The organism is Leisingera sp. M523 (genome assembly GCF_025141335.1).
Classification (GTDB): domain Bacteria; phylum Pseudomonadota; class Alphaproteobacteria; order Rhodobacterales; family Rhodobacteraceae; genus Leisingera.
Genome location: NZ_CP081036.1, coordinates 3,184,667 through 3,211,089, shown reverse-complemented (window position 1 = coordinate 3,211,089; position 26,423 = coordinate 3,184,667). Strand labels below are relative to the sequence as shown.

Annotated in this window: 28 protein-coding genes; 22 read left to right on the top strand and 6 right to left on the bottom strand. The window is 62.6% G+C overall.

Annotated elements, in window-relative coordinates:
- Positions 1 to 163: 163 nt before the first annotated feature.
- The 6 genes from K3557_RS15865 (at position 164) to K3557_RS15840 (ending at position 5,316) form a co-directional block, all read left to right on the top strand.
- The gene (locus tag K3557_RS15865; protein ID WP_259994922.1) at positions 164 to 772 is read left to right on the top strand and encodes a DUF4178 domain-containing protein; all 609 of its coding nucleotides are present in this window, start codon (positions 164 to 166) and stop codon (positions 770 to 772) included.
- On the top strand, positions 769 to 2,100 hold the full coding sequence (locus tag K3557_RS15860) for a DUF4178 domain-containing protein (protein WP_259994921.1): 1,332 nt from the start codon (positions 769 to 771) through the stop codon (positions 2,098 to 2,100). Before K3557_RS15865 ends, K3557_RS15860 begins: the two co-directional genes overlap by 4 nt.
- Before the next feature lie 3 nt (positions 2,101 to 2,103).
- Entirely contained in the window at positions 2,104 to 2,262 is a 159-nt protein-coding gene (locus tag K3557_RS15855) for a hypothetical protein (RefSeq protein WP_259994920.1), read from the top strand.
- Between the two features lie 12 nt (positions 2,263 to 2,274).
- Complete coding sequence (locus tag K3557_RS15850; RefSeq protein ID WP_259989679.1) at positions 2,275 to 2,499, top strand: DUF350 domain-containing protein; 225 nt, start codon at positions 2,275 to 2,277, stop codon at positions 2,497 to 2,499.
- The gene (locus tag K3557_RS15845; RefSeq protein WP_259994919.1) at positions 2,496 to 4,049 is read left to right on the top strand and encodes a polyamine aminopropyltransferase; all 1,554 of its coding nucleotides are present in this window, start codon (positions 2,496 to 2,498) and stop codon (positions 4,047 to 4,049) included. Before K3557_RS15850 ends, K3557_RS15845 begins: the two co-directional genes overlap by 4 nt.
- A gap of 163 nt (positions 4,050 to 4,212) precedes the next feature.
- The gene (locus tag K3557_RS15840) at positions 4,213 to 5,316 is read left to right on the top strand and encodes a CaiB/BaiF CoA-transferase family protein (RefSeq protein ID WP_259994918.1); all 1,104 of its coding nucleotides are present in this window, start codon (positions 4,213 to 4,215) and stop codon (positions 5,314 to 5,316) included.
- Between the two features lie 33 nt (positions 5,317 to 5,349).
- Here K3557_RS15840 and K3557_RS15835 read toward each other — a convergent pair whose 3' ends face one another.
- Positions 5,350 to 6,138: a helix-turn-helix transcriptional regulator gene (locus K3557_RS15835; protein ID WP_259994917.1), complete on the bottom strand. Its 789-nt coding sequence runs from the start codon at positions 6,136 to 6,138 to the stop codon at positions 5,350 to 5,352.
- 141 nt (positions 6,139 to 6,279) lie between these two features.
- Here K3557_RS15835 and K3557_RS15830 point away from each other — a divergent pair, with 141 nt between their 5' ends.
- The 5 genes from K3557_RS15830 to K3557_RS15810 all read left to right on the top strand — a co-directional run bounded on the left by K3557_RS15830 (position 6,280) and on the right by K3557_RS15810 (position 12,091).
- Complete coding sequence (locus tag K3557_RS15830) at positions 6,280 to 8,265, top strand: CocE/NonD family hydrolase (protein WP_259994916.1); 1,986 nt, start codon at positions 6,280 to 6,282, stop codon at positions 8,263 to 8,265.
- A 202-nt stretch (positions 8,266 to 8,467) separates the two neighbouring features.
- The gene (locus tag K3557_RS15825) at positions 8,468 to 9,445 is read left to right on the top strand and encodes a glycosyltransferase family 2 protein (protein WP_259989689.1); all 978 of its coding nucleotides are present in this window, start codon (positions 8,468 to 8,470) and stop codon (positions 9,443 to 9,445) included.
- A 1-nt stretch (position 9,446) separates the two neighbouring features.
- Complete coding sequence (locus K3557_RS15820) at positions 9,447 to 9,839, top strand: GtrA family protein (RefSeq protein ID WP_259994915.1); 393 nt, start codon at positions 9,447 to 9,449, stop codon at positions 9,837 to 9,839.
- Between the two features lie 18 nt (positions 9,840 to 9,857).
- The gene (locus tag K3557_RS15815; protein WP_259994912.1) at positions 9,858 to 10,622 is read left to right on the top strand and encodes a methyltransferase domain-containing protein; all 765 of its coding nucleotides are present in this window, start codon (positions 9,858 to 9,860) and stop codon (positions 10,620 to 10,622) included.
- Positions 10,619 to 12,091 (top strand): hypothetical protein, encoded by a 1,473-nt coding sequence (locus K3557_RS15810; RefSeq protein WP_259994909.1) that lies wholly within the window; start codon positions 10,619 to 10,621, stop codon positions 12,089 to 12,091. Before K3557_RS15815 ends, K3557_RS15810 begins: the two co-directional genes overlap by 4 nt.
- Before the next feature lie 46 nt (positions 12,092 to 12,137).
- Here K3557_RS15810 and nadC read toward each other — a convergent pair whose 3' ends face one another.
- The 3 genes from nadC to nadA are packed head-to-tail and all read right to left on the bottom strand — an operon-like array spanning position 12,138 to position 15,612.
- Positions 12,138 to 12,992: a carboxylating nicotinate-nucleotide diphosphorylase gene (gene nadC / locus K3557_RS15805; protein ID WP_259994907.1), complete on the bottom strand. Its 855-nt coding sequence runs from the start codon at positions 12,990 to 12,992 to the stop codon at positions 12,138 to 12,140.
- Between the two features lie 10 nt (positions 12,993 to 13,002).
- Positions 13,003 to 14,556: an L-aspartate oxidase gene (locus tag K3557_RS15800; RefSeq protein WP_259994905.1), complete on the bottom strand. Its 1,554-nt coding sequence runs from the start codon at positions 14,554 to 14,556 to the stop codon at positions 13,003 to 13,005.
- Positions 14,557 to 14,559: 3 nt separating this feature from the next.
- Positions 14,560 to 15,612: a quinolinate synthase NadA gene (gene nadA / locus K3557_RS15795; protein WP_259989702.1), complete on the bottom strand. Its 1,053-nt coding sequence runs from the start codon at positions 15,610 to 15,612 to the stop codon at positions 14,560 to 14,562.
- 289 nt (positions 15,613 to 15,901) lie between these two features.
- Between nadA and K3557_RS15790 the strand changes: the two genes are divergently transcribed.
- From K3557_RS15790 to K3557_RS15780, 3 genes are read left to right on the top strand one after another with little or no spacing between them, the layout of a single operon-like run.
- Positions 15,902 to 16,606: an ABC transporter permease gene (locus K3557_RS15790; protein ID WP_259989705.1), complete on the top strand. Its 705-nt coding sequence runs from the start codon at positions 15,902 to 15,904 to the stop codon at positions 16,604 to 16,606.
- Positions 16,606 to 17,316: an ATP-binding cassette domain-containing protein gene (locus tag K3557_RS15785; RefSeq protein WP_259994903.1), complete on the top strand. Its 711-nt coding sequence runs from the start codon at positions 16,606 to 16,608 to the stop codon at positions 17,314 to 17,316. Before K3557_RS15790 ends, K3557_RS15785 begins: the two co-directional genes overlap by 1 nt.
- Complete coding sequence (locus K3557_RS15780; protein WP_259994901.1) at positions 17,313 to 18,116, top strand: substrate-binding domain-containing protein; 804 nt, start codon at positions 17,313 to 17,315, stop codon at positions 18,114 to 18,116. The genes K3557_RS15785 and K3557_RS15780 overlap by 4 nt, the downstream gene beginning before the upstream one ends.
- 257 nt (positions 18,117 to 18,373) lie before the next feature.
- Here the strand turns inward: K3557_RS15780 and phnF are convergent, their stop codons facing one another.
- On the bottom strand, positions 18,374 to 19,087 hold the full coding sequence (gene phnF, locus K3557_RS15775) for a phosphonate metabolism transcriptional regulator PhnF (RefSeq protein ID WP_259994899.1): 714 nt from the start codon (positions 19,085 to 19,087) through the stop codon (positions 18,374 to 18,376).
- A gap of 107 nt (positions 19,088 to 19,194) precedes the next feature.
- Between phnF and phnG the strand changes: the two genes are divergently transcribed.
- The 7 genes from phnG (at position 19,195) to phnN (ending at position 24,526) form a co-directional block, all read left to right on the top strand.
- Positions 19,195 to 19,647 carry a phosphonate C-P lyase system protein PhnG gene (gene phnG, locus K3557_RS15770; RefSeq protein WP_259994897.1) on the top strand — a complete coding sequence of 151 codons (453 nt, stop codon included), beginning with the start codon at positions 19,195 to 19,197 and terminating at the stop codon, positions 19,645 to 19,647.
- The gene (gene phnH, locus K3557_RS15765; protein ID WP_259994895.1) at positions 19,647 to 20,231 is read left to right on the top strand and encodes a phosphonate C-P lyase system protein PhnH; all 585 of its coding nucleotides are present in this window, start codon (positions 19,647 to 19,649) and stop codon (positions 20,229 to 20,231) included. Before phnG ends, phnH begins: the two co-directional genes overlap by 1 nt.
- 3 nt (positions 20,232 to 20,234) lie before the next feature.
- On the top strand, positions 20,235 to 21,335 hold the full coding sequence (locus K3557_RS15760) for a carbon-phosphorus lyase complex subunit PhnI (RefSeq protein WP_259994893.1): 1,101 nt from the start codon (positions 20,235 to 20,237) through the stop codon (positions 21,333 to 21,335).
- 312 nt (positions 21,336 to 21,647) lie between these two features.
- Positions 21,648 to 22,505 carry an alpha-D-ribose 1-methylphosphonate 5-phosphate C-P-lyase PhnJ gene (locus K3557_RS15755; protein WP_259994891.1) on the top strand — a complete coding sequence of 286 codons (858 nt, stop codon included), beginning with the start codon at positions 21,648 to 21,650 and terminating at the stop codon, positions 22,503 to 22,505.
- Positions 22,505 to 23,275, top strand: a complete 771-nt coding sequence (phnK, locus tag K3557_RS15750) for a phosphonate C-P lyase system protein PhnK (RefSeq protein WP_259994889.1) — start codon at positions 22,505 to 22,507, stop codon at positions 23,273 to 23,275. The genes K3557_RS15755 and phnK overlap by 1 nt, the downstream gene beginning before the upstream one ends.
- Positions 23,276 to 23,285: 10 nt before the next feature.
- Positions 23,286 to 23,969 (top strand): phosphonate C-P lyase system protein PhnL, encoded by a 684-nt coding sequence (phnL, locus tag K3557_RS15745; protein ID WP_259994886.1) that lies wholly within the window; start codon positions 23,286 to 23,288, stop codon positions 23,967 to 23,969.
- Positions 23,966 to 24,526 (top strand): phosphonate metabolism protein/1,5-bisphosphokinase (PRPP-forming) PhnN, encoded by a 561-nt coding sequence (phnN, locus tag K3557_RS15740; RefSeq protein ID WP_259994884.1) that lies wholly within the window; start codon positions 23,966 to 23,968, stop codon positions 24,524 to 24,526. Before phnL ends, phnN begins: the two co-directional genes overlap by 4 nt.
- On the opposite strand, the gene K3557_RS15735 is transcribed toward phnN, so the two are convergent.
- A complete protein-coding gene (locus tag K3557_RS15735) occupies positions 24,508 to 25,191 on the bottom strand; it encodes a DUF1045 domain-containing protein (protein WP_259994881.1) in 684 nt (227 codons plus the stop codon). The genes phnN and K3557_RS15735 overlap by 19 nt on opposite strands.
- A 50-nt stretch (positions 25,192 to 25,241) precedes the next feature.
- Here K3557_RS15735 and K3557_RS15730 point away from each other — a divergent pair, with 50 nt between their 5' ends.
- Complete coding sequence (locus K3557_RS15730) at positions 25,242 to 26,384, top strand: alpha-D-ribose 1-methylphosphonate 5-triphosphate diphosphatase (RefSeq protein WP_259994879.1); 1,143 nt, start codon at positions 25,242 to 25,244, stop codon at positions 26,382 to 26,384.
- The last annotated feature ends 39 nt before the right edge of the window (positions 26,385 to 26,423 follow it).

Here is a 26,423-nt window from a genome sequence, read left to right as displayed (position 1 = left end):
GGGCCATCCGGAAAAATACGGCGGTCAGCGCGCTTGAAAACAGGTCAGCCTTGCTGCCGGATTGTTTCGCGCGCGAAACATTGGGTCAACAGTACTGATCAAATGTTGGCCTGTCCCGGACTTCCCGCTTGAATTGACCGCCGGCTTGGGGAATTGGGACGCCATGAGCATGTTTCACTGCCCCAATTGTGCCAGCCCGGTGATCCCGGCGGCGGCCACGGTCAAGCTGACCGCTTGCGAGGCCTGCGGCACCACCCTGTTCATCGAGGATGCGCAGGCGCGGCTCGCAGGCGATGCAGGTGTCATGCATGACGCCCCGCTGCTGTTCGGCATTGGCAGTGCCATCCGATTGGGCGGCTACCAGTTGCAGATCCTGGGGCACGCGCGGTTTTCCTATGGGCGCGGATACTGGGACGAGTTTTGGGCGCTGGATGACAAAGGCGCCCCCTGCTGGGTCTCGGTGGATGAGGGTGACATTGTGATGCAGCGGGTGCTGCAGCGCGCTGCCTGGCCGCGGTATGACGGCTATCTTCGGCTAGGGCAGCGCATTGACTATGACAGCGTGGAGTTCGCAGTTACCGAAGAAGACGATGCCGAATGCGTGGCAGTGCGCGGCAGTTTCGATCAGCCCCTGCTGGTGGGCGAGCGCTATCGCTTTGTAAACTTGCAGGGCGATGACGGCACGCTGCTGTCAGCAGAGTTTCAGGGCAGCAGCCGCGAATGGTACCGTGGCCATTGGTTTGATCCGTTTGAGGTCGAGGTGCTGGCATGACCCGGGATGCTAAGCTGAAGGCGGTCAACTGCAGCTCCTGCGGGGCAGGGCTGGATATCCTGGGCGGCGGCCGGGTGACGGTGCATATCTGCCCCTATTGCGGCACTGAACTGGACGCGTTGGACAATTACCGCGCTGTTCGCAAGTTCAACGATATCAAACGCCCGATCAGCCCGTTCGCAATCGGCATGACCGGCACTCTGTTCGGCGCAGACTACACCGTGATCGGCACCCTGCAGCACGAGGAACGCTGGGGCGTGCGGACCTGGATCTGGGTGGATCACCAGCTCTACTCCCCAACCCACGGCTATGCCTGGCTGACGATTGAGGACGGCCATTTGGTTTTCACCCGCCGCTACCGCCGCCCGGTGTGGATGTCGGTGCATTGGGTGGAGCGCTCGGAACACCGGCCAAAGGTGCATACAGGATCCCGCTCGTTCCATTGCTACGATACCTCGACCAGCCGGATCACCTTTGCCGAAGGGGAGTTCACCTGGTCCCCGAAAAAGGGTGAAAAGACCACAACGGTCACTGCCCTGGCTGATGACGCAATGCTGAGTTTCGCCCAAACCGGAAACGAGCGTGAAGCTTGGCTGTCGCAATACTTGCCTGCCGGGGATGCGGAAACAGGATTTGGCATCCAGACCGGGTTGAAGCCGCACGGCATACATCCGTTGCAGCCCTTTAAGGCCGGGCCGAATTTCGGCTTCATAAAATGGGCCTCAGCCGCCTGTGCCGTGGTTTGCCTGATCATCGGAATGAACCTGCAAGGGCGCTCTGGCGAGATTGCGCTAAAGCGGACGGTTCTGACGGCTGCTGACCTGCCGGCAGAGCTTCCCGTGATAGTCAGCGAAGCCGGCAAGCTGACACGCATCAGACTCGCAGGAAATACAAACAACAGCTGGGCTTTTGTCGGGATTGAACTGACAGACCCGGAGGATGAGCCCGTGTTCCAAGCTGGACGCACGGTTGAGTATTACCATGGGCGGGATTCCGATGGGAACTGGAGCGAAGGCGACAACAAGGCGCAGCTGACCTTCCGGCCGCTGACAGCCGGCACCTACACGCTGAGCCTGGAGGTTGAGGAAAGCGGCCACTGGACGGAGCTGAGCTACCCGCAATCCACGCAAACACGCCTGAAAACTGCGGCACAAAACCGGCCGGCGCTCAGCAAACTCACTGTTTCAGCGAAATCCGGATTGTCCTCCGGGCTTTACATGGGCTTTCTGGCCATCGCATTCGGCCTGCTGGCCGGGCAGGGTTTCCTGCGCGCCTGGTGGCACCGAAAGGCGCGCTGGCGCGGCAGCGACTGGAGCGATGAGGATTAAGCCATGAACCTGTTCCGCGTCATCTTTCTGGTCATGTCCGGCGTCTCTATCGCCGGGGCGGCCTATGTCTCGTACCAGGGTTACGGCGGTGAAAGCCGTGACCTGGACACATCCATCCGCGCCGCCAGCGGCGGGCGCTATTCAAACGGCAACGTCAAATAACCGGGAGACCCCATGGAGTATTTCTCTGCCATCCAAGCCGCTGAGCTGATCAGCACCGTGTTTTATACCTTTGTCGGCGTGGCGCTGATGGGGCTGGTCTGGAAAGTGATCGACTGGATGACGCCCTTTCCGATCATGAAGGAGATCGAGCAGGACCAGAACATGGCGCTAGCGGTGCTGATCGGCTTTCTGTTCCTGTCCATCTCGATCATCATTGCGGCTGTCATCCTGTCATGAGTGATGCAGCCCCGGATGCCGGAGGCGTGCGGCTGCGCGAGTTCTGGCTGCTGGCCGCGACCTTTCTGGTGGCGGTATCGGGGCTGATATACGAGCTGATCGCGGCGACGCTGTCCAGTTACCTGCTGGGAGATTCCGTGCGTCAGTTCTCGCTGGTGATCGGGGTGTTCCTGTCGGCGATGGGGCTGGGCGCCTGGCTGTCGCGCTTTGTCGGTCAGGCGATGAGCGGCTTTATCTGGGCGCAGATCGGGCTGGGGGTGGCTGGCGGCTTTATGGCGCCGGCGATTTTCTTTTCCTATGCCTGGATGGAGAGCGTTTCGGTGCCCCTGTACGGGCTGCTGGTGCTGGTTGGTGTGCTGTCAGGGATGGAGATTCCGCTGATAGCGCGGGTGCTGAAGCAGATCGGCGCGCCGGAGTTCCGGTTCGAAAACGTGCTGAGCGTGGATTATGCCGGCGCGCTGGCGGCCTCGGTCGCCTTTCCGCTGCTGATCATTCCGCAGCTGGGGCTGATGTCGGCCAGCCTGAGTTTCGGGGCCTTGAACCTGGGTGTTGCCGGTCTGTCTTTATGGGTGTTCCGCGCCGATGCCAGCCGGGTACAGGCCGCAGTCTGGGCCGTGGTTTTTGCCGCCACGCTGGCCGCCCTGTGGCAGTCTGAGCGGCTGGTGTCGGTGGCCGAAGCCGATCTGTTTGAAGACGACATCATCCTGAGCGAGGCAACGCCGTATCAGCAGATCACCGTGACCCGCTACAAGGACCGGGTGCGGCTGTTTCTGGATTACTCGATCCAATTCGATACTTTGGACGAGCATCGCTATCACGAAAGCCTGGTGCACCCGGCGATGGCACTGGCGCCGCGGCGCAAGGATGTGCTGATCCTGGGCGGCGGCGATGGCATGGCGGTGCGCGAGGTGCTGCGCTGGGACGAGGTGGAAAGTGTCACGCTGGTGGATCTTGACCCGCGGGTGACGGAGCTGTTCCACAGCCATCCGCAGTTGTCGGGGCTGAATGGCGGGGCGCTGAAGGATTCACGTGTGACGATCCGCAATATGGACGCCTGGACGTTTGTGGAAGGTTCCGGGCAGGTGTTTGACGTGATCATAGCGGATCTGCCGGACCCCAAGAACCTGGCGCTGTCCAAGCTTTACACCCGTCAGTTTTATGGCGCCCTGATGGAACGGCTGAGCGCGCAAGGGGTGGTGGTGACCCAGGCCGGCTCGCCCTTATTTGCCCGCAGCGCTTTTTGGTCGGTGGCAATGACGCTGGAAGCAGCGCGCAACCCCTATCGTCCGGGAGAGGGGCTGCAGGTATTGCCGTATCACGCCTATGTGCCAAGCTTTGGCGATTGGGGCTTTGTTCTGGCCACGCCGCAGGCGCCAAGGCCGCGGGAACTGGCACTGCCTGCGGGGCTGAAGTTCTTGAATGCCGCTGTCTGGCAGGCGGCGCAGGTCTTTGGTGATGACACCGGGCCGGTTGAAGTGGAGATCAACTCGCTGCAATCCCATGCGCTGGCCGGGTATTATCAGGACGGCTGGGATCAATGGTTTGAGTAAGGCCGTATCCCGGCACGGGAAACTGCTCTGAACACATCTGTTTTTGGCGGCCGGCCTGTCACGGGACCCGGGCAAGCGTTGATTTGATCAAATCTTGCCCGGACCTGTTTCAGCCGTTAAGCATATCCAGCAAAGACCAAGGCACCAACAGGGAGGAATGCCCATGACCCCGCTAGCCGGCCTTAAGGTGGTTGAACTTGCCCGTATCCTGGCCGGGCCCTGGATCGGCCAGTCGCTGGCGGATCTGGGCGCCGAAGTGGTGAAGGTGGAAAGCCCGGACGGCGACGACACCCGCAAGTGGGGGCCGCCGTTCATTGAGCGGGACGGCGACAAGACCGCCGCCTATTTTTATGCCGCCAACCGGGGCAAGGACTGTGTAATTGCTGATTTCCGGACTGAGGAGGGTAAGCAGACTGTCCTTGATCTGATCCGCGACGCCGACATTCTGATCGAGAACTTCAAGGTTGGCGGGTTGAAGAAATACGGATTGGATTACGACAGCCTGGCGCAGATCAACCCACGGCTGATCTACTGCTCCGTCACCGGTTTTGGCCAGGACGGGCCTTATGCCAAACGGGCAGGCTATGACTTTCTGCTGCAAGGGATGTCAGGGCTGATGTCGATCACCGGCGCGCAGGATGGCCAGCCGCAGAAGGTGGGGGTGGCGATCACCGATATTGTCACCGGGCTTTATGGCACCATTGGCATTCTTGCGGCAGTGGAGCAGCGCCACACAACGGGCCGCGGCCAGCATCTGGATATGTCGCTGATGGATTGCGCGACGGCCTTGCTGGCGAACCAGGCGATGAACTATCTGGCGACCGGCGACAGCCCGGTGCGGCTGGGCAATGACCATCCGAATATTGCGCCCTATCAGGTAATGGCGGTGAAGGACGGTCATGTGATCCTGGCGGTGGGCAATGACGGGCAGTTCCAGCGGCTGTGCGATGTGCTGGGGCTGGCCGAGGCCAAAGCGGATGCGCGGTTCCAGACCAACCAGCTGCGGGTTGCCAACCGCAAGGTGCTGACTGCGGTTCTGGAGGAGGTGCTGGCGGCCTGGACGCAAACGGATCTGCTGGCAGCGCTGGAGGCGGCAACGGTGCCGGCCGGGCCGATCAACACCATCGGGCAGGCCTTTGAGGATCCGCAGATCCAGCACCGGCAGATGCAGATCGCGCCGGAAGGCGTGCCAGGGGTGCGGGGGCCGTGGAAATTCTCGGAAGCGGAACTTGCGCTGGAGAAATCGGCGCCGAAGCTGCCGGAGTAACCTGCAGCCCGGCGCGCGGCAGAACGGATGCAGTTATTCCTGAAAGCCTGCGCTCAGGCTCAAAGGCGGTTGTTCTCCCAGCAGACGCCGTACCTTCGGGTCAATGCGGGGGCTGGCCTCAGGGTAAGCACCTGTTGCGGCAAGCGCCTCGCGGGCCGAGGTCCTTTCGCCGATCCGCACCCAGACGGTATTTGTGGCGAAGGGCGCCTGGCCGGGGCCTGCGGAGATCCCCAGGGTCAGCCCCTGCAAATAGGAGACCTGCTGCGGATGGGCGGGCATCAGCACAGTTTCTGACAGGTAGCCGCCGCCGCGGCGGGGCGTTTCATACATGCAGATCCGGTTGTTGCGGAGGGTGGCCATGCCGGCATAGCGGCTGCGCTGGCGAATGCTGCCGTCGCGGGCAATGGCGCGCTCAAATGTATGGGTGACGGCGCAGCCGTCCTGCGGGCGCAGCCAGATCAGCGTGCGCACGATCTGGCCGGGCCAGGTCGGAGTGCGGAAGTAACCGTGGTAGACGCCCATGAAACGGCGCAGGCGCCGGGCCTGATCGCGGAACAGGCTGCCGAATTGCAAGGCCGGGGCCGAGACCGCGGCGGCTGCGCCCCTTTGCTGGCGAAAGTCCTGATGCGGGGCAAACAACGCCTCTTCCTCCAGCCCGAAGTAACGCGCGATGCGGTGCAGATTGTGGGCCGAAGGCAGGCCGTGCCCGTTGAGATACCGGTTAAACTGCTGCCGGTTCATACCGATCTCGCGGCAGACTTGGGCGATGCTGCCGGTATCGGCGCACAGCCTTCGCAAATTGCGGGAAAAATCGTCGGGCATCGGTGCGGGCTTTCACTGAATGACTGCCTGACTGCGTACACTCGCTTACATATGCGTACAACTGATCACTTTTCATTCGATGCCGGTTTGGCAAGAGTAGCGCCAAGGGGCACCGCCCGGAACTGAGACAAGGAAGACCAAATGCCCGGCGCATTCAGCATCATTGAAAACACCTGGATCACCCTGCCGGACGGGCGCAAGCTGGCGGCGCGGATGTGGATGCCCGAAGGCGAGGGGCCGTTTCCGGCAATTCTGGAGTATTTGCCCTATCGCAAGCGCGACGGCACCGCGCCCCGCGATGAAACCACGCATCCGGTTTTCGCCACCGAAGGCTATGCCTGCATCCGGGTGGATATTGCCGGCACCGGCGACAGCGAGGGCGTGTTTGACGATGAATACTCCGAGCAGGAGCTGAGCGATGGCGAGGCGGTTCTGGCCTGGATCGCGGCGCAGGACTGGTGCGATGGCAATATCGGCATGATCGGCATCAGTTGGGGCGGTTTCAACGGATTGCAGCTGGCGTTCCGCTGCCCGGAGGCATTGAAAGCGGTGGTGTCGGTGGCCTCGACCGTGGACCGGTATGCCGATGACATCCATTACATGGGCGGCTGTTTGCTGAGCGACAACGCCAACTGGGGCAGCCAGATGTTTGCCTATCAGTCGCGCCCTGCGGATCCTGAGCTGCGCCCGGACTGGCGCGCGGATTGGATCAAGCGGATCGAAGAGATGCCTTTCATGGCCGCGGACTGGCTGCGGCAGCAGACCAGGGATGGCCAGTGGAAGCATGGATCGGTCTGCGAGGACTGGTCTGCGATCCAGGCACCGGTGCTGGCGATCACTGGCTGGGCCGATGCCTATGTGAATGCGCCGCCCGCGCTGGCCGCCAATCTGACGGTGCCGGCCAAGGCGATGATCGGCCCTTGGGAGCACCGGTATGCCCATATCGCCAAGCTGGATCCTGCGGATTTCCATGGCGAGGTGCTGACTTGGTTCGGCAAATGGCTGAAGGGCGAGGAGACCGGGGCCGAAGACTTGCCGGATTACCGCGTTTTCATGCAGGAGCATTTTAACCCGACGATGCAGAACAAGCCGCGCCGGGGCCGCTGGGTGGCAGAGGCGCAGTGGCCCTCACCCAATGTGCTGGACCGGGTGATGCATCTGGGCGCGGGCGTGCTGGCCGGAGAGGCTGCAAACGGCACGCTGGCCGTCAGCAGCCCGGCGACGGTCGGGCAGGCGTCGGGTTATTTCTGTCCGGGGATGCGGTTTGACAATGAGCTGGCGGGCGATCAGGCAGGCGACGATGCGCTGTCGGCCTGTTTTGACAGCGCACCGCTGGCAGATCCGCTGGAGCTGCTGGGCCGCCCGCGGGTCAAGGTGGCGTTCAGCGTCGACAAGCCGGTGGCGCAGCTGGTGGCGCGGCTGTGCGATGTCTCGCCTGAAGGGGTATCGCAACGGATCACCTTCCGGCCGCTGAACCTGACTTGCCGCAACGGGTTTGAGGCGCCGCAGAAACTGGTGCCGGGCGAGCGGTATGAGGCGGAGATCGAGCTGAATGAATGCGCACACCGTCTGAAGGCGGGGCACGTGCTGCGGCTGGCGCTGTCGACGTCCTATTGGCCGATTGTCTGGCCCGCGCCGGAAGCGGCAGAAGTCACGCTGGATCTCAAAGCTTGCACGCTGGTGTTACCCGAGCGGCGGGTTTCGCAAGAGATCGAGCCGCAGAACCCCGGCGCGCCGCGTGATTATCCGCTGTTGCAGGCGGAACAGCTGCGGGGGGCTGGCGGCACCTCCAAGACCTGGACCCGGGAGGACGGCGCGCTGGTGCTGGATACCTTTGACGATTACGGCAAGGCGGTGGATCCCTACCACGGCATGTGCGTAGGCAGCCATGTCTCCATGCATTACGAGGTGCATCCGGATGATCCGGCTACGGCTGCCTTTGCGAGCGACTGGAATTTCGAGTTCGGGCGCGGCGGCTGGCAGGTGTCGATTGATACTGAAAACAAGGTGACCTGCGACTGGGAAAATTTTCACCTCTGGCGCCGGGTGACGGCCTATGAGGGCGTAAATAGGGAGGTGGTCCTGACCAAGGAGTGGCAGGAAGTGATTCCGCGCGGTGTGCTGTAATCCGGGGCGGAATGCGGGCGGACTTTCGGCAATTCGTCCGCATTTGCCTTGGATTTGACATAGTGCGTTACCGAAAACACACAGGCTTTTAACCATTTGATTGCAAATTAAACCCTCAGCGGGCTGCCGTTGCCTTGGCCGTGCCGGATCGGCCAGTATCCTGGTTAACGAGCGGTTAACAAACAGTATTGGGGGCGAGAAAGTGAAGCTTTCCGTTGTTGTGCCCTGCTATAATGAAGAAGAGTCGGTCCCCATGCTGGTGGAGCGGCTGGTGCAGGCCATTGAACCATGGGCGCAGGACGCCGAGATCATCCTGGCGGATGATGGATCCAGCGACGAAACCTGGGCGGCGATAGAGGCGGCCCATGCTAAATACCCTGTGGTGCGCGGCATCCGCCTCTCGGCGAACCGCGGCCATCAGGTGGCGCTGACCGCGGGGCTGGAGGCTGCGCGGGGCGCGCGTGTCTTCATGCTGGATGCCGACCTGCAGGACCCGCCGGAAATCCTGCCGGACATGATGATGATGATGGATCGCGGCTATGACGTGGTCTACGGGCGCCGGGCCGAACGGCAGGGGGAGACCCTGTTCAAGAAGATCACGGCCTATGGGTTCTACCGTTTCCTGAACACGCTGTCGGATGTGGATATTCCCAAGGATACCGGTGACTTCCGCCTGGTCAGCCGCCGTGCGCTGGCGGCGGTGCTGGCAATGCCCGAGCGCGCGCGGTTCATCCGCGGCATGTTTGCCTGGGCAGGCTACAAGCAGATCGGGCTGGAATACGTGCGCGACGCGCGGGTTGCGGGCGTTACCAAATACCCGTTCCGCGCCATGCTGCGCTTTGCAACTGATGCGCTGACCGGGTTTTCCACCAAGCCGCTGAAGATGGCGACGCGGCTGGCCTTCCTGAGTCTCTATGTGACTTTCCTGATGGCGGTCTATGTGTTTCTGTCGCTGGTCCTTCACAACACCGCGCCGGGCTGGGCGTCGATGCTGCTGGCGATTTCCTTCTTCTCGGGCATTCAGCTGCTGACGCTGGGGATCATGGGGGAATACATCGGCAGGCTCTATATGGAGAGCAAGCAGCGGCCGATGTACTTCTTGTCAGAGGAGACCGGCAGTGCGGCGGTGGCTGACCCGGTGAACATCGAAACGGCCCCCCGGCACAAGGAAGCGTCGTAAGGTGGCTGTTTTGGGGGGCGATTCCGGTCAGGTTCTGCGGTTCTCGATTGTGGGCGCGGCGGTCGCGGGGCTTTATGTGCTGGGCTATACCGCGCTGCTGGCATCGGGGCTGGCACAGGCGTCCGCCAATGTGCTCGCCTTTGCTGCGGCTGTCGCTGTTCAATATGTACTGCAAACGGCATGGACCTTCCGCCGCCCGCTGGGCATGCCGGAACAGATGCTGCGCTTTTCCTGCACCATCGCTGCGGGATTTGCCGTCTCGGCGCTGATCACCGGCGTGATCGGTCCGGCGTTGGGCTGGGCGGATTGGCTGTCCGCCGCTGCCGTCACGGTGATCCTGCCGGTTCAGAATTTTATCATCTTCCGCCTCTGGGTGTATTCCGCGGCTGGCTGACTATCGATCGGAGCAACTATGTCTCATATCTATTCCAACGAGTTTTACGATTACATTGACCAGGGCGCGCGATCTTCGGCGCAGGCGATGATTTCGGTGGTGCAGCCGCATCTGCACGCGGGCAGTGTGCTGGATCTGGGCAGCGGCCGCGGCGTTTGGCTGAGCGAATGGATCAAGGCCGGTGTGATGGATGTGGCCGGCGTTGATGGCGATTATGTAGATCGCGACCGGCTGGCTATCCCGCGCGAGCAGTTCCACGCTGCTGACCTGACCAAACCCTTTGATCTGAAACGCAAGTTCGAGCTGGCGCAAAGCCTGGAAGTGGGTGAACATCTGCCTGAGGCGGCCTCGGAGCGGCTGGTGGATAGCCTGACCTGCCACGCCGACCGGGTTCTTTTCTCAGCCGCGGTGCCGGGGCAAGGGGGGGAATTTCACATCAACGAAAAGCCACTGTCATTCTGGCAGGAGATGTTTGCCGCGCGCGGCTTCTCTGCCTTTGACTTTGTCCGGCCCCAACTGAAGGACATCGAGGGCGTCGAGCCTTGGTACCGCTACAACACCGTTCTATACGCCAATGCCGCTGGGCGAAAAAACCTGCCGCAGGCGGTGCTGGCATCGGAAGTCCCGGCCGGGCAGAACGTGCCGCTGGCTGGCAGCCTCGGCTGGCGGATGCGGAGGGGAATCGTCTCGCTGATGCCGCAGCCAGTGGTAACCAGAATTGCCCAGGGCCGCGCTGCGGTGCTGGCCCGCCGTGCACGCCGCCTGCAGGAGGCTGCTGGATGACATTTGCCACCGCCGGCAGCACTGCTACGGGGCGACCTGCAGTGCCGCAATTGCTGGTAACAGTTGCTGCGGTTTTTGCCCTGATGCTGTTGGCCGCACTGTTCCAACTGCATGATCCAATGATCCGGCATGACGACTATCCGGCGCTGCTGGCGGACCCATCATTGTTCTATTCCAAAACTCTGACCGAAGGACGTTGGGTCAACTATCTGTGGCATTTGCGCGGCGTAGTGACGCCGGCCTGGGTTAACTTCCTGACCTACCACCTGCTGTGGGCGATCTATCTGGGCTGTCTGGTGCATAATGCTCTTGGCCGGCAAACTGAGGTCTGGCAGCGGGTGATGGTAGCGTTGATTGCCGGGTTGTGTCTGCCATCGGTGCTGATCTCGCTGTGGTTTAACACATTGATCCCGGGGCTGGCGATTCTGGCGCTCTATGGCTGGCTTGCCACCCGGCTGAGCGAGCGGGCGTGCCGCTGGCTGATGCTGGTCTTTGTTCCGGCGGCGCTGATGTCTTATACGACCTACCCGTTTTTGATCCTCGCGATGAGCCTGACTCGCGCAGACGCCGCACGTTCGGCAAAGGACCTGGCGGGTTTGCTGGTGCTGTTCATTGCCAGCTTTGCCCTGGGTATGCTGGCAATCTATGCGCTGAACTATGCCGAACACGGGGTGTTCGGCGTGCCGATGGCAGACTGGCGCAATCCCAGCCCTGCGACGGATCTGGCCTCGGCATTGAAAAATTCCAAACTGGCCGCGGATTTCCTGGTGAACCTGGTGCTGAAAGGCGGTTACAGCATCACCGGGCTGGCGCTGCTGCAGACTGCGGTGCTTGGCTGTGCCGTGTGGGCCGTGTGGAGCCGGGACAAATGGCGGGCGCTGTACATGCTGTCCGGGGCCGGGCTGGGGCTGGCGCTGATCTGCCTGCAGGTTATTCGCAGCGGCATCGACATGCCGGTACGGTCCGGCGGGTTTCTGTGGGCATTTGGCGCAATCTTTGTCGGCTTGTTCGCGCTTCAGCTGCGTGACGGCGGGCGGGCCCGGCTGAGCCGCAACCTGCTGTTTGGCTTCACGGTCCTGTATGTGATCTTTGCCGGGCTGACCCACTATTTCTCTACTGAATGGAACCGGTTGAGCCGGGACATGGCGGCAGAGCTGACTGGCGGCGAAGGGACGGTCTATGTCACCGGAACCTATCTGTCCCTGGAAGCGGCCAACAAGTCGGACCTGCAAAAGGATCAGTCGGTCGAATTCCGGCTGAATTACCTGACGGGGCGGGAGATCGTGATGTGCGAAAGCCGGCCTGAAGCCTGTGCCGGCCTGCCCGAGGAGCTGCGCGGCGGCTTGCTGGAGGGTCGGGGCTTTGACGTGCGCCACATACCCGGCGGGTCAGTGCTGATGCTGTCGCCCAAGGCGCTGCGGGAAGGCAAGCTGGAGGCCGCCCGGAAAAACCGCCAGGCTGACGAATAACGCCGGGCACTGGCCCGGCGGTATGATCCTGAGGTTCGGGGCTGCCTTAGAAATCGAGGCCCAGATCCAGGGTGCGCGCCGAATGGGTAAGCGCGCCGGAGGAAATGTAATCAACCCCGGTGGCAGCCACCTCGGCAATGCGGTCGAGACGCATGTTGCCGGAGGCCTCGGTCACCACCTGGCCCTTGGCAATCTCCACGGCTTTGACCAGGGTGGCGGTGTCCATGTTGTCCAGAAGCACAACATCGGCACCGCCGGTGGCGATGACTTCGGTCAGCTGCTCCAGTGTATCGACCTCGATTTCCACCTTCATCATGTGGCTGACGCTGGATTTGGCGGCGTCCAGAACGGCGCGCACCCCGCCAGCTGCGGCGATGTGGTTGTCCTTGATCAGGATGGCATCCGACAGGCCGAAACGGTGGTTGTAGCCGCCGCCGTGCAGCACTGCCTGCTTCTCGGCAATGCGCAGCCCAGGCGTGGTCTTGCGGGTGCAGGTGATGCGGGTGGCGGTGCCCTTGGTTTCGGCGGCAAAGGCCGCTGTCAGCGTGGCAATGCCGGTCAGCCGTCCGGCAAAGTTCAGCGCCACACGCTCGCCCGACAGGATTGAGGCGGCTGAGCCATCGATGGTCATCAGCGTGTCGCCCTTGCGGCATGGGCTGCCGTCGGGCAGGAGTGTTTCCACCTTGAGCCCGGCATCCACCAGGTGAAAGGCGATGCGGGCGATCTGCATGCCGGAGACCACGCCGTCCTCGCGGGCATTGAGCCGGGCGGTGTAGGCGGCGGTGGCCGGGATCACAGCGCGGGTGGTGATGTCACCGTTCTGGCCCAGGTCTTCCATCAGCGCTGCACGCACCATCGGTTCCAGGATCAAGTCGGGCAGGGTGGCGAATTGGGTGCTCATGTCGGCTCCTTCACGGCCGGGGGGCAATCCGGTCACGGATCGCCATGGCCTCGTCCAGGGTGATGCGGGTGCGATGTGCCTGCGCGGGATCGGCTGTGGGGAAATCGTCGCGGAAATGACCGCCCCGGCTTTCCTCGCGCTGAAGCGCAGCGGCTGTGATCAGCGTGGCGGTAGCGCACATATTGGCGAAATTCTCGTCCGCGGCCTGCCCGGCTTCGAGCCGGGCAATGGCTGCCAGCGCCTGTTTCAGGCCTTGGGCGGTCCGGCGCACGCCGGCATGAGCTGTCATGGTTTCCCGCAGGTGTTTGACTGCTGCGGCGTCCAGGTCCTGCCCGCCCGGCGGGAAGCTAGGGTGGATCTCATCCACATTTACGGGGGTATCCAGCGACGCGATGTCCTGAGCTGCGTTGCGGGCATAGACCAGCGCTTCCAGCAACCCGTTAGAGGCCAGACGATTGGCGCCATGCAGGCCGGTGGAGGAGGCCTCGCCGCAGACCCAGAGGTCTTTCAGGCTGCTGCGGCCCTGCATGTCGGCCTCGACCCCGCCCATGTGGTAATGTGCGGCGACGGCAACCGGGATCGGGTTTTGCACCGGGTCGATGCCGGCACGGGCGCAGGTTTCTGCGACCGTGGGGTAACGGGTCAGCACCTCGGCGCCGAGCGCTTCGGTGGTGTCAAGCATCGGGCGGCGGCCGCCTTGGGTTTCGGCAAAAATCGCCCGTGCAACGATGTCGCGGGGAGCCAGTTCGGCGTCCGGGTGCTCAGCTAGCATGAAGCGTTCACCATTCGCGTTGATCAGCACCGCGCCTTCGCCGCGCAGGGCCTCGGTCGCCAGCGGGGCGGGGTCTTCGCCGATGTCGAATGCGGTGGGGTGGAATTGCACAAACTCCGGGTCGGCAATGCGGGCGCCGGCGCGGGCGGCAAAACCGATCACCTGGCCGCGGATGCGGGGCGGGTTGGTGGTATGGGCATAAAGCCCGCCGGAGCCGCCGCCGGCCAGCAGCACGCCGGGGCATTTGATCAGCACCGGGGCAGAAGGCGTATCGGCGCGGGTGATCCAGATGCCGGTGACGGTACCGCCTTCGGTTTCCAACCGCACAGCTTGGGTGTTTTCCAGCACCTGCACGGACGGAGCTGCGCGCACGGCGGAAATCAATGTCTGCATGATCTTGCCGCCGGCCTGGTCGCCCTTGACGCGCACCACGCGGGCGGCGGAATGGGCAGCTTCGCGGCTCATCACATAATTGCCGTCCGCATCGCGGTCAAATGGCGTGCCGAGGCCGGTCAGGTCGACGATGTGCGCGCGCGCGACCCGTGTGACCATCGCGGCAACCTCTGCGTCAACAGTTCCGGCACCTGCCTGCAGAGTGTCGGCGGCGTGGGCCTCGGGCGTGTCGTGATTGGCCATGGCCGCTGCAACGCCGCCCTGCGCCCAGGCAGAGCTTGCGCCCTTGCCCAAGGCTTCAGGTGAGATCACCAGAACCGGCCGCGGTGCCAGCTCAAGCGCGGCATAGAGCGCGCCAAGACCTGCGCCGGCAATAACAATGCGGCCGGTTTCGATCACAGATCAGACGCCAAGTTTCTGGCTGAGGTCAATCATCCGCTGCACCGCCACACGGGCCTTTTCGGCCACAACTTCATCGACCACGACCGGCTCGGACATGGTGTGCAGAGACCAGAGGATCTTCTCCAGCGTGATCTTCTTCATGTAAGGGCACATGTTGCAGGGGCCGACAAAATCCACCTCGGGCAGTTGGTCGGCGATGTTCGAGGCCATCGAACATTCAGTGATCAGCATCGCCTTTTCCGGCTTTTCATCAGTCACGTATTTAAGAATACCGCTGGTGGAGCCTGAGAAATCGGCCTCGGCCACCACATCCGGCGGGCATTCCGGGTGTGCAATCAGCCGGGTGCCGGGGTTCCATTCGCGGAAATCGCGAAGATCCTGGGCGGTGTATTGCTCGTGCACGATGCAGGAGCCTTCCCACCAGACCACGTTTTTCTGCGGCACCTGTTTGGCGACGTTCTGGGCCAGATACTGGTCCGGTGTCATGATCACCGTGTGGCTGTCTTGCGCGGCGACGATCTGGGCTGCGTTCGACGAGGTGCAGCAGATGTCAGATGCGGCCTTCACCTCAGCCGTGGTGTTCACGTAGGACACGACCGGCGCGCCGGGATATTTGGCGCGCATCTGTTCGATGCCCTCGGCGGTGATTGATTCCGCCAGCGAGCAGCCTGCCTCCATGTCGGGAATCAGCACGGTTTTGTCCGGGCTGAGAATCTTGGAAGTTTCGGCCATAAAATGCACGCCGCACTGGACGATCACATCGGCCTCGACGTTCGCAGCCTCGATCGCCAGTTGCAGGCTGTCGCCGACCACATCCGACACACCGTGATAGATCTCGGGCGTCATGTAGTTATGCGCCAGGATCACCGCGTTGCGCTGCTTTTTCAGCTCCAGAATGGCTGCAACATAGGGTGCATGGGCGACCCATTCGATGGGGTTCACCACACGGTTCATCCGCGCGTAGATATCCGTCATCTTTTCGGCAAGGGCAGGATTGGGCGCCAGATCGTACTGGCTGGCGAGTTGATCCCGCATGGATTGCAGGTCGAACATGGCAAGTCCTCAAAGTTGCGTCCAAGGGGACACTTTGGACGGGGGTTGTTTCATGTTCATTTGGCGCACGCAAGCACGCGAGAAGGCTTTTGCAGCCAAAAGCGGTGATTTGGCGCTAACAGGCGGCATCTTCGGGAAGCCGTTACTTCCCAGATGGGTATCGGGGGCAGAATTTTCCAGCCGGTTTGCCGTTTTTGGCTGTCCCGGCGTCCTCTCCTGTGATTTGGAGCCGCGCAAAGCCATGTTAGACCGGGCCGGCAGTTGGCCTTTGGGAGAGTGACCGGACGCGATGAATGATCTGTGGGCAGGACTGAGCCAGGCCTTTTGGCTGCTGGCGACGCTGGACGCGGATCTGGTGGAGATCACCCTGCGCTCGCTGCGGGTGACGCTGACCGCGCTGGCCATTGCTTGTGCCATTGCGCTGCCCTTGGCGGCTTTCCTGGCGGTGCGCCGGTTCCGATTGCGACGGGCCACAATTGCGGTGCTGAATGCGCTGATGGGGCTGCCGCCGGTGGTGGTGGGGCTGGTGGTCTATGTGTTCCTGTCGCGGGCCGGGCCGTTTGGTGTCTTTGGCCTGCTGTTCACGCCCACTGCGATGATCATCGCGCAGGTGATCATTGTTGTTCCCTTGGTGGCCTCGGTGGCGCATCAGTCCTTGCGGGAACTGTGGAGCGATTACCACGATCTGCTGATTTCGATGAACGCAACCCAGCTGCAGCGTATTCAGGCGCTGCTGTGGGACGGGCGGCGGGCACTGTTGACTGCGGCGCTGGCTGGGTTTGGCCGGGCGATTGGTGAGGTCGGCGCGATCATGGTGGTGGGCGGCAATATCGACCACGCAACGCGGGTGCTGACCACGGCGATTGCGCTGGAGACCGGCAAGGGCGAGTTTGCCATGGCGCTGGGGCTGGGCTTTGTGCTGATCGCGCTGGCGATTGCGGTCAACCTGGCGATCCACTGGCTGGGCCGGACGGAGAGCGAGGGGCGCTGGTGATGCAGATGTTTCCGCTGGTTGCCAAGGGCGCCATGGTGCGCCGCCGCAGCAAGATCTTGGTCGGGCCGGTGGATCTGACACTGGGCGGGCAGGGCACCTCGATTGTGATCGGTCCCAATGGGGCGGGCAAAACAACGCTGCTGAAGATGCTGCATGGCATTGTGCGGATGAACGGCGGCAGCCTGGACTGGGCCTGCCCGCTGGAAGAGGCGCAAAAGCATCAGGCTTTTGTTTTCCAGACCCCTGTGATGATGCGGCGCTCGGTGATCGAGAACATCGCCTATCCGTTGCGGTTGACCGGCATTGCCCGCAAAGAGGCGCGTGCGCGGGCGGCGGATTGGGCCTGCCGGGTGGGGCTGGGGGCAATCCTGGAGCGCCAAGCGACTATGCTGTCCGGCGGTGAGCGGCAGAAGCTGGCTCTTGCGCGCGCCCTGGTGCGCGAGCCGCAGGTCTTGTTCCTGGATGAGCCTTGCGCGGCGCTGGACGGCCGCGCCACCCGCGAGATCGAGGATATTCTGGCCCATGCATCGGAAAGCGGCACGCGGCTGGTGATGTCCACCCACAATATGGGCCAGGCCCGGCGACTGGCGGATGAGGTGATCTTTGTCCTGCAGGGCCGCATTCATGAATTCAGCCCGGCGAAAAATTTCTTTGCCGGACCCGAAACCTCTCAGGGACGCGCATTTCTGAACGGAGATATTGTAGAATGAAACATCTGATTATTGCTGCCGTTGCCTCAATGGCAATGGCCACGGCAACGCTGGCGGAAGAGATGAAGATGGCGGTGACCACTTCTTTCCACAATTCCGGCCTGGCCGAGATCCTGCTGCCGGAGATCAAGAACGATCTTGGTCTGGACGTGCAGCTTTTGGTTGTTGGCACCGGTCAGGCACTCCGGCTGGGCGAAGCCGGTGACGTGGATGCAATTCTGGTGCATTCGAAGAAAGCCGAAGAGACGTTCCTGGCTGGCGGATACGGCACCCACCGCCGCGAGATCATGTATAATGATTTTGTCATCATTGGTCCAAAGGCGGATCCGGCCGGCGTGTCCGGCGCAGCGGATGCTGCAAACGCGTTGCAGAAGATTGCCGGGGCAGAGACCGCCTTTGTCAGCCGCGGCGATGACAGCGGCACGCATAAGAAAGAGCTGAGCCTGTGGGCCTCGGCCGGCCTTGATCCTGTAGGTTTCGGCGACTGGTACCGCGCGGTTGGTGCGGGAATGGGGGCTGCTCTGAATACGGCATCGGGCATGGACGGTTACATCATGTCCGACCGGGCAAGCTGGCTCAACTTTGGCAACAAAGGCGGCTTGGCGCTGCTGTTTGCGGGTGATCCGGTGCTGTTCAACCAATACGCCTACATTCCGGTGAACCCGGAAAAACATGGTCACGTGAAGAACAGCCTGGCGGTGCAATTGGAGGCTTGGCTGGTTTCGCAAAAAGCGCAAGAGCTGATCAATGACTATCAGATAAATGGCGAGACTCTGTTTGTGTTCAACGCCAAACAGTAGCGATTTTTGATCTGCCGCTGAGCCTCTGCTGTCTGCGGGGGCTGTTCCATTGCGGTGGTACTCCCGCCCATTCCGGGTATCAAAGATACCCTGCAAAGGTTGGGCGTGGCAGCCGCGCTGTGCGCGGCAGGGGGCGTTGCAATTGAACAAACCGCAGTCGCGGCTGAAGCGGTTGCGCGCCGCGCGCCAGCGCGGTGCCCGGCCCAACTGAGAGGTGCATTTTCAAAATGCGCCGGAACAGGCGGGAGCCTCTTGCTTCAGGCCCTGCCGCCAACAGTCAGGGTGACCCGGTCGCCGGCAAACCAGGTGCGGCCAAACTCGACGGGGCGGTTCCCGGGATCAGTATTGATGCCGGTGGTGCGCAGGATCGGGCTGCCTTCGGCTATCTTCAGATGCAGGGCCTGGGTCGCGTTGGCGAGTTTGGCCGTGATCCGGGTTTCGGCGCGGGTGTAGTCCTCAACACCCTGTTTTTGCAATGCCGCGGTGACTGAGCGCAGGTCTTCCAGCGCGCCCAGCATTCCCGGAAACCGGTCTGCGGGAAAGATGCTTTGAAACAGGGCAATGGGCTGGCCGTCAGCAAGGGACAGCCCGTCATAGACATGCACCTGGGCGCCGGGATCCAGCTGCAGCGCATTGGCTTCACGGGGCGCCGCGGCGCGGGTTTCCAGCATCAGGATCTGTTTGGCGGGGCTGCGCCCCTCACGCGTCAGGTTCTGATGAAAGCGCACCCGCTTGCCGATTGGATAATCCGTTGGTTTGGCCGCCACGAACACCCCGGCGCCGCGTCGCGGGTGCACCAGGCCCTGTTCCGCCATATCGGCCAGCGCCCGGCGCACCGTATGGCGGTTCACCCCGAAACGGGCCGACAGCTGCGCCTCGGCGGGCAGTTTGCCGCCGGTTTCGTAGCGGCCCTGTGCGATGTCATCCGTCAGGGCAATGGCGATGGACTTCCAAACGGGGGTGCGGGCCATGTCATGGAACTTTCACAAGTCTTGGATTGCGCCTGCGGGGGCGACTCAGGTATCATTTATCTAGTTGTATAGTATTTATAGACAACCTGGCCAAGAGGCTTAGACAAATGAACACGAATTTTTCCGTAGAAGACCGCAAGGGCTGGATGAGCTTGCTGGCCTCTGCTGACGAGGGCCGGCTCGCTGAGCTGTGGCAAGAATACGGGGCTGATCCGGCTTGCAACTGGCTGCGCGCGCCGGAGGCGGGCGGCGTTATGGTCCGGGGCCGCATGGGCGGGTCCGGCGCCCCCTTTAACCTGGGTGAGATGACCGTCACCCGCTGTGCGCTGTCATTGGAGGACGGAACGGTTGGTCACGGCTATGTGCAGGGCCGCAGCAAGGCAAAGGCCGGAATGGCTGCCAAGATTGATGCGTTGATGCAGACCGGCGCGGCGGCGGGCCTGCGTGCTGCAGTGCTGGAACCGCTGGCCGCGGAACGCAAGGCGCGCAAGACGGCCCGGGCTGCCAAGGCTGCGGCAACCAAGGTTGAGTTTTTCACAATGGTGCGGGGAGAGGACTGATGCCTCAGCAGCCTCAGAGCACGGCCTATGCCGGCGGTTTCAGCAATCCGCCGGTGGTTTCGGCCCAAGCGTTTCGCGCAGCGATGAATGCGATGGCACGTCCCGGCCGGATCGAAGAGATCACCGGCGCTGCCCCGCCGCACGGGGTCTCGGTTGCCGCAGGCAGCCTGCTGCTGACCCTGTGCGACCCGGAAACCGGTGTCTATCTGGCCTCGGACGTGGACAGCAAAGCCTTGCGCGGTTGGCTGGCATTTCACACTGGCGCGCCTATCGTGGCGGCGGAACAGGCGGATTTTGCCCTTGGCAGCTGGGCATCGCTGATGTCGCTTGACCGCTTCCGTATTGGGACGCCGGAGTATCCGGATCGCTCTGCCACGCTGATTGTTGAAGTGCCTGCGTTCGACGCGCCCAATGCCGTCCTGTCCGGGCCCGGCATCAAGGATACCGCAAAGATGGCGCTGCCAGGCTTGGCGGCCTTTCAGGACAACGCGATGCTTTACCCGCTGGGAGTGGATTTCTTCTTTACCTGCGGGACACAGGTGGCTGCGCTGCCCCGGTCCACCCAGATCAGCGCGGAGGCCTGAACGATGTATGTTGCAGTAAAAGGCGGCGAGCGGGCGATTGACAACGCCCACGCCTGGCTTGCCGAAGAGCGCCGCGGTGATAGGGATGTGGCGGAGCTGTCCATTGATCAGATCCGCGAACAGCTCAGTCTGGCGGTGAACCGGGTGATGGCGGAAGGGTCCCTGTACGATCCGGATCTGGCGGCACTGGCGATCAAGCAATCACGCGGCGACCTGATCGAAGCGATCTTTTTGATCCGCGCCTACCGCACCACCTTGCCGCGGTTTGGTTATACGCTGCCGGTGGAAACCGGCGGGATGGCCTGCGACCGCCGGATTTCCGCGACTTTCAAAGATGCACCGGGCGGGCAGGTGCTGGGGCCGACGTTCGACTACACCCACCGCCTGCTTGATTTCAAACTGGCCGCAGATGGTGAGGTGCCCGAAGCACCGGTTGCAGAGCCGCGCAAGGAAGCGACACCGCATATCAGCGAGTTTCTGCAAGGTGAGGACATTATTGAACGCGAGCCGGTCTCGGATTCGGTGCCGGGCGACCTGACCCGCGAGCCGATGTCCTTTCCGGCGAACAGGTCTGTGCGGTTGCAGTCGCTGACCCGCGGGGATGAAGGGTTCATCCTTGGGATGGCGTACTCCACCCAGCGCGGCTATGCGCGCAACCACGCTTTTGTCGGCGAGCTGCGGATCGGCACGGTGCCCGTGGAGATGGAGATCCCGGAACTGGGCTTTGCCATTGAGATCGGCGAGGTGGAGCTGACCGAATGCGAAACGGTGAACCAGTTCAAGGGGTCCAAGACGGTGCCGCCGCAGTTCACCCGCGGCTATGGTCTGGTGTTCGGCCAGTCAGAGCGCAAATCCATCGCCATGGCCCTGGTAGACCGGGCGCTCCGCTGGGAGGAACTGGGCGAGGACGATCTGGGCGCGCCTGCGCAGGATGAGGAATTTGTCCTGAGCCATGCCGACAACATTCAGGCCACCGGTTTTCTGGAGCACATCAAGCTGCCGCATTATGTGGATTTTCAGTCCGAGCTGGAGCTGGTCCGCAAACTGCGCCGGGAAGCAGCTGAGCTGGCTGAGACTTTGTCGGCACGGGAGGCTGCGGAATGAGTTCAGTCACCGCCTCCGCCAGCGTCTCCTCCGTTGAAACCTCCACTGTTATGGCTCTGTCCCCAAGGTCGGCCAGAGCCTGGGCCACGAGATGCAAGGCTGGCATCAACCGGTTCGATACTTGTGTGGCCGTTTCCAGATTGGCGGCGGGATGGCTGATCGTATCCGCCAGCGCGCAGCGTGCGGAAAACTCGGACTATTGCCAAAATCAAGGCTCCAAGACCAATCACCAGAACAAAACCGAGAATGTTTTCCATCGAAATTCCGCGCTCCAATTCGGTTCGGGTTACAAAACTCTAATGCGAGGTCAAGATGTCTGACTACAACTTTGCATACCTTGACGAACAGACCAAGCGGATGATCCGCCGGGCGATCCTCAAAGGGCTGGCGGTACCGGGGTACCAGGTGCCTTTTGCCAGCCGCGAAATGCCGATGCCTTATGGCTGGGGCACCGGCGGCGTGCAGGTTACGGCGGCCACGCTGACGCCGAATGACACGCTGAAGGTGATTGACCAAGGGGCTGACGACACCACCAACGCGGTGTCGATCCGCAAGTTCTTTGAAAAGACGGCGGGTGTGGAGACTACCGAGGAGACGGAGAAGGCTAGCATCATCCAGACCCGCCACCGGATCCCCGAAGCGGAACTGACCGAGGATCAGATCCTAGTCTATCAGGTGCCGATCCCGGAGCCGCTGCGGTTTCTGGAGCCGAGGGAGACTGAGACCCGCAAAATGCATGCCTTGCAGGAATACGGGCTGATGCATGTGAAACTGTATGAGGACATCAGCCAGCACGGGGCAATTGCCACTGCCTATGCCTATCCGGTGAAGGTGGAAGGGCGCTATGTGATGGATCCCTCGCCGATCCCTAAGTTCGACAATCCCAAGATGGAAATGGCTGCGATCCAGCTGTTCGGCGCAGGCCGCGAGCAGCGCATTTATGCAGTGCCGCCCTATACCAAAGTCGTATCCCTCGATTTTGAGGACTACCCGTTTGAAGCCAGCAAGGCCGATCACGCTTGCGACCTTTGCGGTGCGGAGGACAGCTATTTGGATGAGGTAATCCTGGATGACGCGGGCAACCGGATGTTTGTCTGTTCCGATACCGATTACTGCCGCTCGCGGCGCGGCGCAGGCCATACCGGCCGCCTGGGTGAGGAGGCAGCGTGATGACACCTTTGCTGCAAGTGAAAAACGTCGCCAAGATGTATGGCGCGCGGACCGGCTGCACGGATGTGAGCTTTGATCTCTACCCCGGCGAAGTGATGGGGATTGTGGGCGAAAGCGGCTCGGGTAAATCGACGCTGCTGAACAGCCTGGCGGGCCATCTGACGCCGGACCGGGGCGAAGTGATCTTTGACACCCGCAGCGATGGTCCGGTGGATACCGTCACCATGTCCGAGCCGGAACGCCGGATGCTCAGCCGCACCGACTGGGCGTTTGTGCATCAGCACGCCCGCGACGGGCTGCGCATGTCTGTCAGCGCGGGCGGTAACATCGGCGAACGGCTGATGGCAGTCGGGGACCGCCATTATGGCGCGATCCGGGAACGCGCCGCCGATTGGCTGGGCCGGGTGGAGATTTCTGAAAGCCGCATTGATGACCGCCCGTCAGCCTTTTCGGGGGGCATGCAGCAGCGGCTGCAGATTGCCCGCAATCTGGTGACCGGCCCGCGGCTGGTGTTCATGGATGAACCGACCGGCGGTCTTGATGTTTCGGTCCAGGCGCGATTGCTGGATCTGTTGCGGGGGCTGGTGCGGGAAATGGGGCTGAGCGCCATCATCGTCACCCATGATCTAGCCGTTGTGCGCCTTTTGGCGGACCGGCTGATTGTGATGAAGGACGGCCATGTGGTTGAAACCGGGCTGACCGATCAGGTGCTGGATGATCCCCAGCATGGCTATACCCAGCTGCTGGTCTCCAGCGTGCTGCAAGTCTGAGGGCAGGGTGATGATTGAACTGAACAATGTGAGCAAGAGCTTCACCCTGCACAACCAGGGCAGCGCAGTGATCCCGGTGATGGAAAACGCCACGCTGCGTGTAAAGCCGGGTGAATGCGTTGGCCTGACTGGGGCCTCGGGGGCCGGGAAGTCCACCCTGATGCGGGTGATCTATGGCAACTATCTGGCAGCGTCCGGCAGTGTGATGGTCGGCGGGGTGGATGTCGCCAAAGCCGCGCCGCGTGAGATCCTGGCGTTGCGCCGCGAGACCCTGGGATATGTCAGCCAGTTCCTGCGTGTGGTGCCGCGGGTGCCGGCGCTGGATGTAGTGGCTGAGCCGCTGCTGGCAGTGGGGACGCCGCTGGAGCAAGCGCGTGATACGGCGGCCTCGCTGCTGGCGCAGCTGAACATTCCGGAACGGCTGTGGAGCCTTAGCCCGACCACATTTTCGGGCGGGGAGCAGCAGCGGGTGAATATCGCCCGCGGCTTTGCCTACGGCTATCCGGCGCTGCTGCTGGATGAGCCGACCGCGAGCCTTGATGCCAGGAACCGCGCCACCGTGCTGGACCTGATTGACCGGGCCAAGGCGCGGGGCGCGGCGATCATCGGTATCTTCCATGATGAGGCGGCGCGTGCGCAGGTCTGCGACCGGTTTACGGATGTCTCGAAATTTGCTCCGCAGGCCGCGGCATGAACGGGGCAGCTGGCAAGGGACCGGTTATTGCCGTGGTCGGCCCTTCTGGTGCCGGCAAGGACAGCCTGATGTCGGCGCTGGCGGTATCCGGCCCGCAGCTGCGGCTGATGCGCCGGGTTATCACCCGCGCACCCGAGGCGGGCGGAGAGGATTATCAGGCGGTGACGGAACCTGAGTTTTCGGCGCTGGCAGAAAATGGAGTCTTTGCCCTGCACTGGCGGGCACACGGGCTGCACTATGGCATTCCACGCGACATTGAAAAGCTGCGCGAAGGGTCGGGCGGGGTGCTGGTGAACCTTTCGCGTGCCGTGCTGCTGAAGGCACAGGACGTGTTCGGGGATTTCATCGTGTTGTCAGTGACCGCTGCGCCGGAGGTTCTGGCAGAGCGTCTGCTGGCACGCGGGCGGGAAGATGCGCAAGAGGTACGGCGCCGTCTGACGCGCGCTGCCAATCCGCTGCCAGAGGGGCTGGCCCGCGTGCATGAGATTGACAACAGCGGTGCGCTGAGCGCGGCAGTGCAGGCCGCGCTGGCCGCCATTCAGCCGGAAAGAGCGTAGCGATGGATCAGGTGGAACCGTCCGTCCGGCGCCTCGCCCACCAGCGCCAGATCCCGGATCACGAAGGGGGCTGGCAGCAGCGGGAGGAGATGCGTGCTGAGCGCGTCTTGCACCGCAGGCAGCTGCGGCTTGGGCAGTTTGCCGGTCAAGGTGATATGAAAGCGGAACTGGTCCAGAACATAAGGGTAGCCCCAGCGGCTGAGGTTTGCGTCTTGCTCCGGGGGCAGCCCCGCGCCGCGGCGGCGCTCCATCTCAGCCTCGGACGCAGGCGCGCGGAACGGGTCAAGCTCTGTCACGCAGGCGGCGGCCAGCGCCTTCAGCGCGGTTTCGTCCCCAGCAGGGCGCAGGGCCAGGAAACGGCCCAACCGGGCCAGCTGCAGACCGTCGAGCGTGACCGGTTTCTGCGTGGCAGCCAGCGCCGCGCAGGCGTCTTCAAGCGCCGATCGGGTCTGCCCCCCGGCGAGACGCATCGGCGGCTTCAGGGTGGCATGCAGCCCGTATTTGCGCGGCACATCGGTGATTGCCGCCACATCCAGCCCGTGAACCTGCGGGTGGGGCAGATCCAGACCCGCTTCCATGTCCCAGCCCAGCCAGGCGGCGGCAAAGCGGCTCCAGTCCGCATCAGCGGGCGGGGCGTAATAGATCGCGTATCGCGTGAATGTCACATTGGCCTCCTAAACGTGGCCTTCCATAGCTTGAAAGATGTGAAGTTCAGATGACAGAAGACTTGATCCTTGCCAATGCAACACTGGTGCTGCCGGGCGAGACCCGGACCGGCAGTGTTAAGATCGCGGGTGGTGAAATCACTGATATCGCAGATGGGGCTTCGGTTCCGGCAGGCGCAATTGATTGCGAGGGCGACTGCGTCTGCCCGGGGCTGGTGGAGCTGCACACCGATAATCTGGAACGCCACATCCAGCCCCGGCCCAAGGTGGACTGGCCGCATGCCAACGCCATCATCGCCCATGATGCGGAACTGGCAGGCACTGGGATCACCACGGTGTTTGATGCCATGCGCGTGGGGTCGATCAGCCGCAGGGAAAGCCGCTATGGCGCCTATGCCAGGCAGCTGGCCTCCGAACTGCTGGAACTGCGGGCGGCAGACGCGCTGAAGATCTCGCATTTTCTGCATCTGCGGGCCGAAGTTTGCAGCGATACGCTGCTTGATGAACTGAATGCGTTTGGAGATGCGGACCGTGTAGGGCTGGTGTCGCTGATGGATCACACGCCGGGCCAGCGGCAGTTCCGCGATATTGCAAAGCTTGAGCAATATGTGAAGGGAAAGCATGGGTTTGATGATGCGGCTTTTCAGGCCCATGTCGCGCATCTGAAAGATCTGCGCGATACCTACGGCGACGTGCATGAAGCTGAGGCGGTGAAAGCCGCCAGGCGGTTCGGTGCGGTGCTGGCCAGTCATGACGACACCACAGCGGATCAAGTGGCTGTATCAGCCCGGCATGGCATCAGCCTGGCGGAATTTCCGACAACGATAGAGGCGGCGCAGGCCTGTCATGCGCAGGGGATCAAAGTCATGATGGGGGCGCCGAACCTGATCCGCGGCGGCTCGCATTCCGGCAATGTGGCAGCGCATGAGCTGGCGGAGCTGGAGCTGCTGGACATTTTGTCGTCAGACTATGTACCCGCGGCCTTGCTGATGGCGGCAGTTCAGCTGGGCGAGCTGTGGGGCGATATGGCGCGCGGGCTGGGTACGGTAACCCATGCGCCGGCAGATGCTGTTGCGCTGAGCGATCGCGGGCGGCTGGAAACCGGCAAGCGAGCCGATCTGATCCGGTTCCGGCTGAAGGCCGGCGCGCCTGTCCTGCGCGGTGTCTGGTCGCGCGGGGAGCGTGTGGCCTGAGCTGCACAGAGTCCGGCAGCGGGAGGAGCGCCCGCCCTC

What these genes read in the sequence shown, in the direction of transcription:
- phnN (WP_259994884.1), top strand. Translation starts at nt 23,966, where the DNA reads ATGAACGGGGCAGCTGGCAAGGGACCGGTTATTGCCGTGGTCGGCCCT.
- K3557_RS15755 (WP_259994891.1), top strand. Translation starts at nt 21,648, where the DNA reads ATGTCTGACTACAACTTTGCATACCTTGACGAACAGACCAAGCGGATG.
- K3557_RS15815 (WP_259994912.1), top strand. Translation starts at nt 9,858, where the DNA reads ATGTCTCATATCTATTCCAACGAGTTTTACGATTACATTGACCAGGGC.
- K3557_RS15855 (WP_259994920.1), top strand. Translation starts at nt 2,104, where the DNA reads ATGAACCTGTTCCGCGTCATCTTTCTGGTCATGTCCGGCGTCTCTATC.
- K3557_RS15730 (WP_259994879.1), top strand. Translation starts at nt 25,242, where the DNA reads ATGACAGAAGACTTGATCCTTGCCAATGCAACACTGGTGCTGCCGGGC.
- phnK (WP_259994889.1), top strand. Translation starts at nt 22,505, where the DNA reads ATGACACCTTTGCTGCAAGTGAAAAACGTCGCCAAGATGTATGGCGCG.
- K3557_RS15845 (WP_259994919.1), top strand. Translation starts at nt 2,496, where the DNA reads ATGAGTGATGCAGCCCCGGATGCCGGAGGCGTGCGGCTGCGCGAGTTC.
- phnH (WP_259994895.1), top strand. Translation starts at nt 19,647, where the DNA reads ATGCCTCAGCAGCCTCAGAGCACGGCCTATGCCGGCGGTTTCAGCAAT.
- K3557_RS15835 (WP_259994917.1), bottom strand. Translation starts at nt 6,138, where the DNA reads ATGCCCGACGATTTTTCCCGCAATTTGCGAAGGCTGTGCGCCGATACC.
- phnG (WP_259994897.1), top strand. Translation starts at nt 19,195, where the DNA reads ATGAACACGAATTTTTCCGTAGAAGACCGCAAGGGCTGGATGAGCTTG.
- K3557_RS15850 (WP_259989679.1), top strand. Translation starts at nt 2,275, where the DNA reads ATGGAGTATTTCTCTGCCATCCAAGCCGCTGAGCTGATCAGCACCGTG.
- K3557_RS15865 (WP_259994922.1), top strand. Translation starts at nt 164, where the DNA reads ATGAGCATGTTTCACTGCCCCAATTGTGCCAGCCCGGTGATCCCGGCG.
- nadA (WP_259989702.1), bottom strand. Translation starts at nt 15,612, where the DNA reads ATGTTCGACCTGCAATCCATGCGGGATCAACTCGCCAGCCAGTACGAT.
- K3557_RS15790 (WP_259989705.1), top strand. Translation starts at nt 15,902, where the DNA reads ATGAATGATCTGTGGGCAGGACTGAGCCAGGCCTTTTGGCTGCTGGCG.
- phnF (WP_259994899.1), bottom strand. Translation starts at nt 19,087, where the DNA reads ATGGCCCGCACCCCCGTTTGGAAGTCCATCGCCATTGCCCTGACGGAT.
- phnL (WP_259994886.1), top strand. Translation starts at nt 23,286, where the DNA reads ATGATTGAACTGAACAATGTGAGCAAGAGCTTCACCCTGCACAACCAG.
- nadC (WP_259994907.1), bottom strand. Translation starts at nt 12,992, where the DNA reads ATGAGCACCCAATTCGCCACCCTGCCCGACTTGATCCTGGAACCGATG.
- K3557_RS15830 (WP_259994916.1), top strand. Translation starts at nt 6,280, where the DNA reads ATGCCCGGCGCATTCAGCATCATTGAAAACACCTGGATCACCCTGCCG.
- K3557_RS15810 (WP_259994909.1), top strand. Translation starts at nt 10,619, where the DNA reads ATGACATTTGCCACCGCCGGCAGCACTGCTACGGGGCGACCTGCAGTG.
- K3557_RS15785 (WP_259994903.1), top strand. Translation starts at nt 16,606, where the DNA reads ATGCAGATGTTTCCGCTGGTTGCCAAGGGCGCCATGGTGCGCCGCCGC.
- K3557_RS15760 (WP_259994893.1), top strand. Translation starts at nt 20,235, where the DNA reads ATGTATGTTGCAGTAAAAGGCGGCGAGCGGGCGATTGACAACGCCCAC.
- K3557_RS15840 (WP_259994918.1), top strand. Translation starts at nt 4,213, where the DNA reads ATGACCCCGCTAGCCGGCCTTAAGGTGGTTGAACTTGCCCGTATCCTG.
- K3557_RS15780 (WP_259994901.1), top strand. Translation starts at nt 17,313, where the DNA reads ATGAAACATCTGATTATTGCTGCCGTTGCCTCAATGGCAATGGCCACG.
- K3557_RS15860 (WP_259994921.1), top strand. Translation starts at nt 769, where the DNA reads ATGACCCGGGATGCTAAGCTGAAGGCGGTCAACTGCAGCTCCTGCGGG.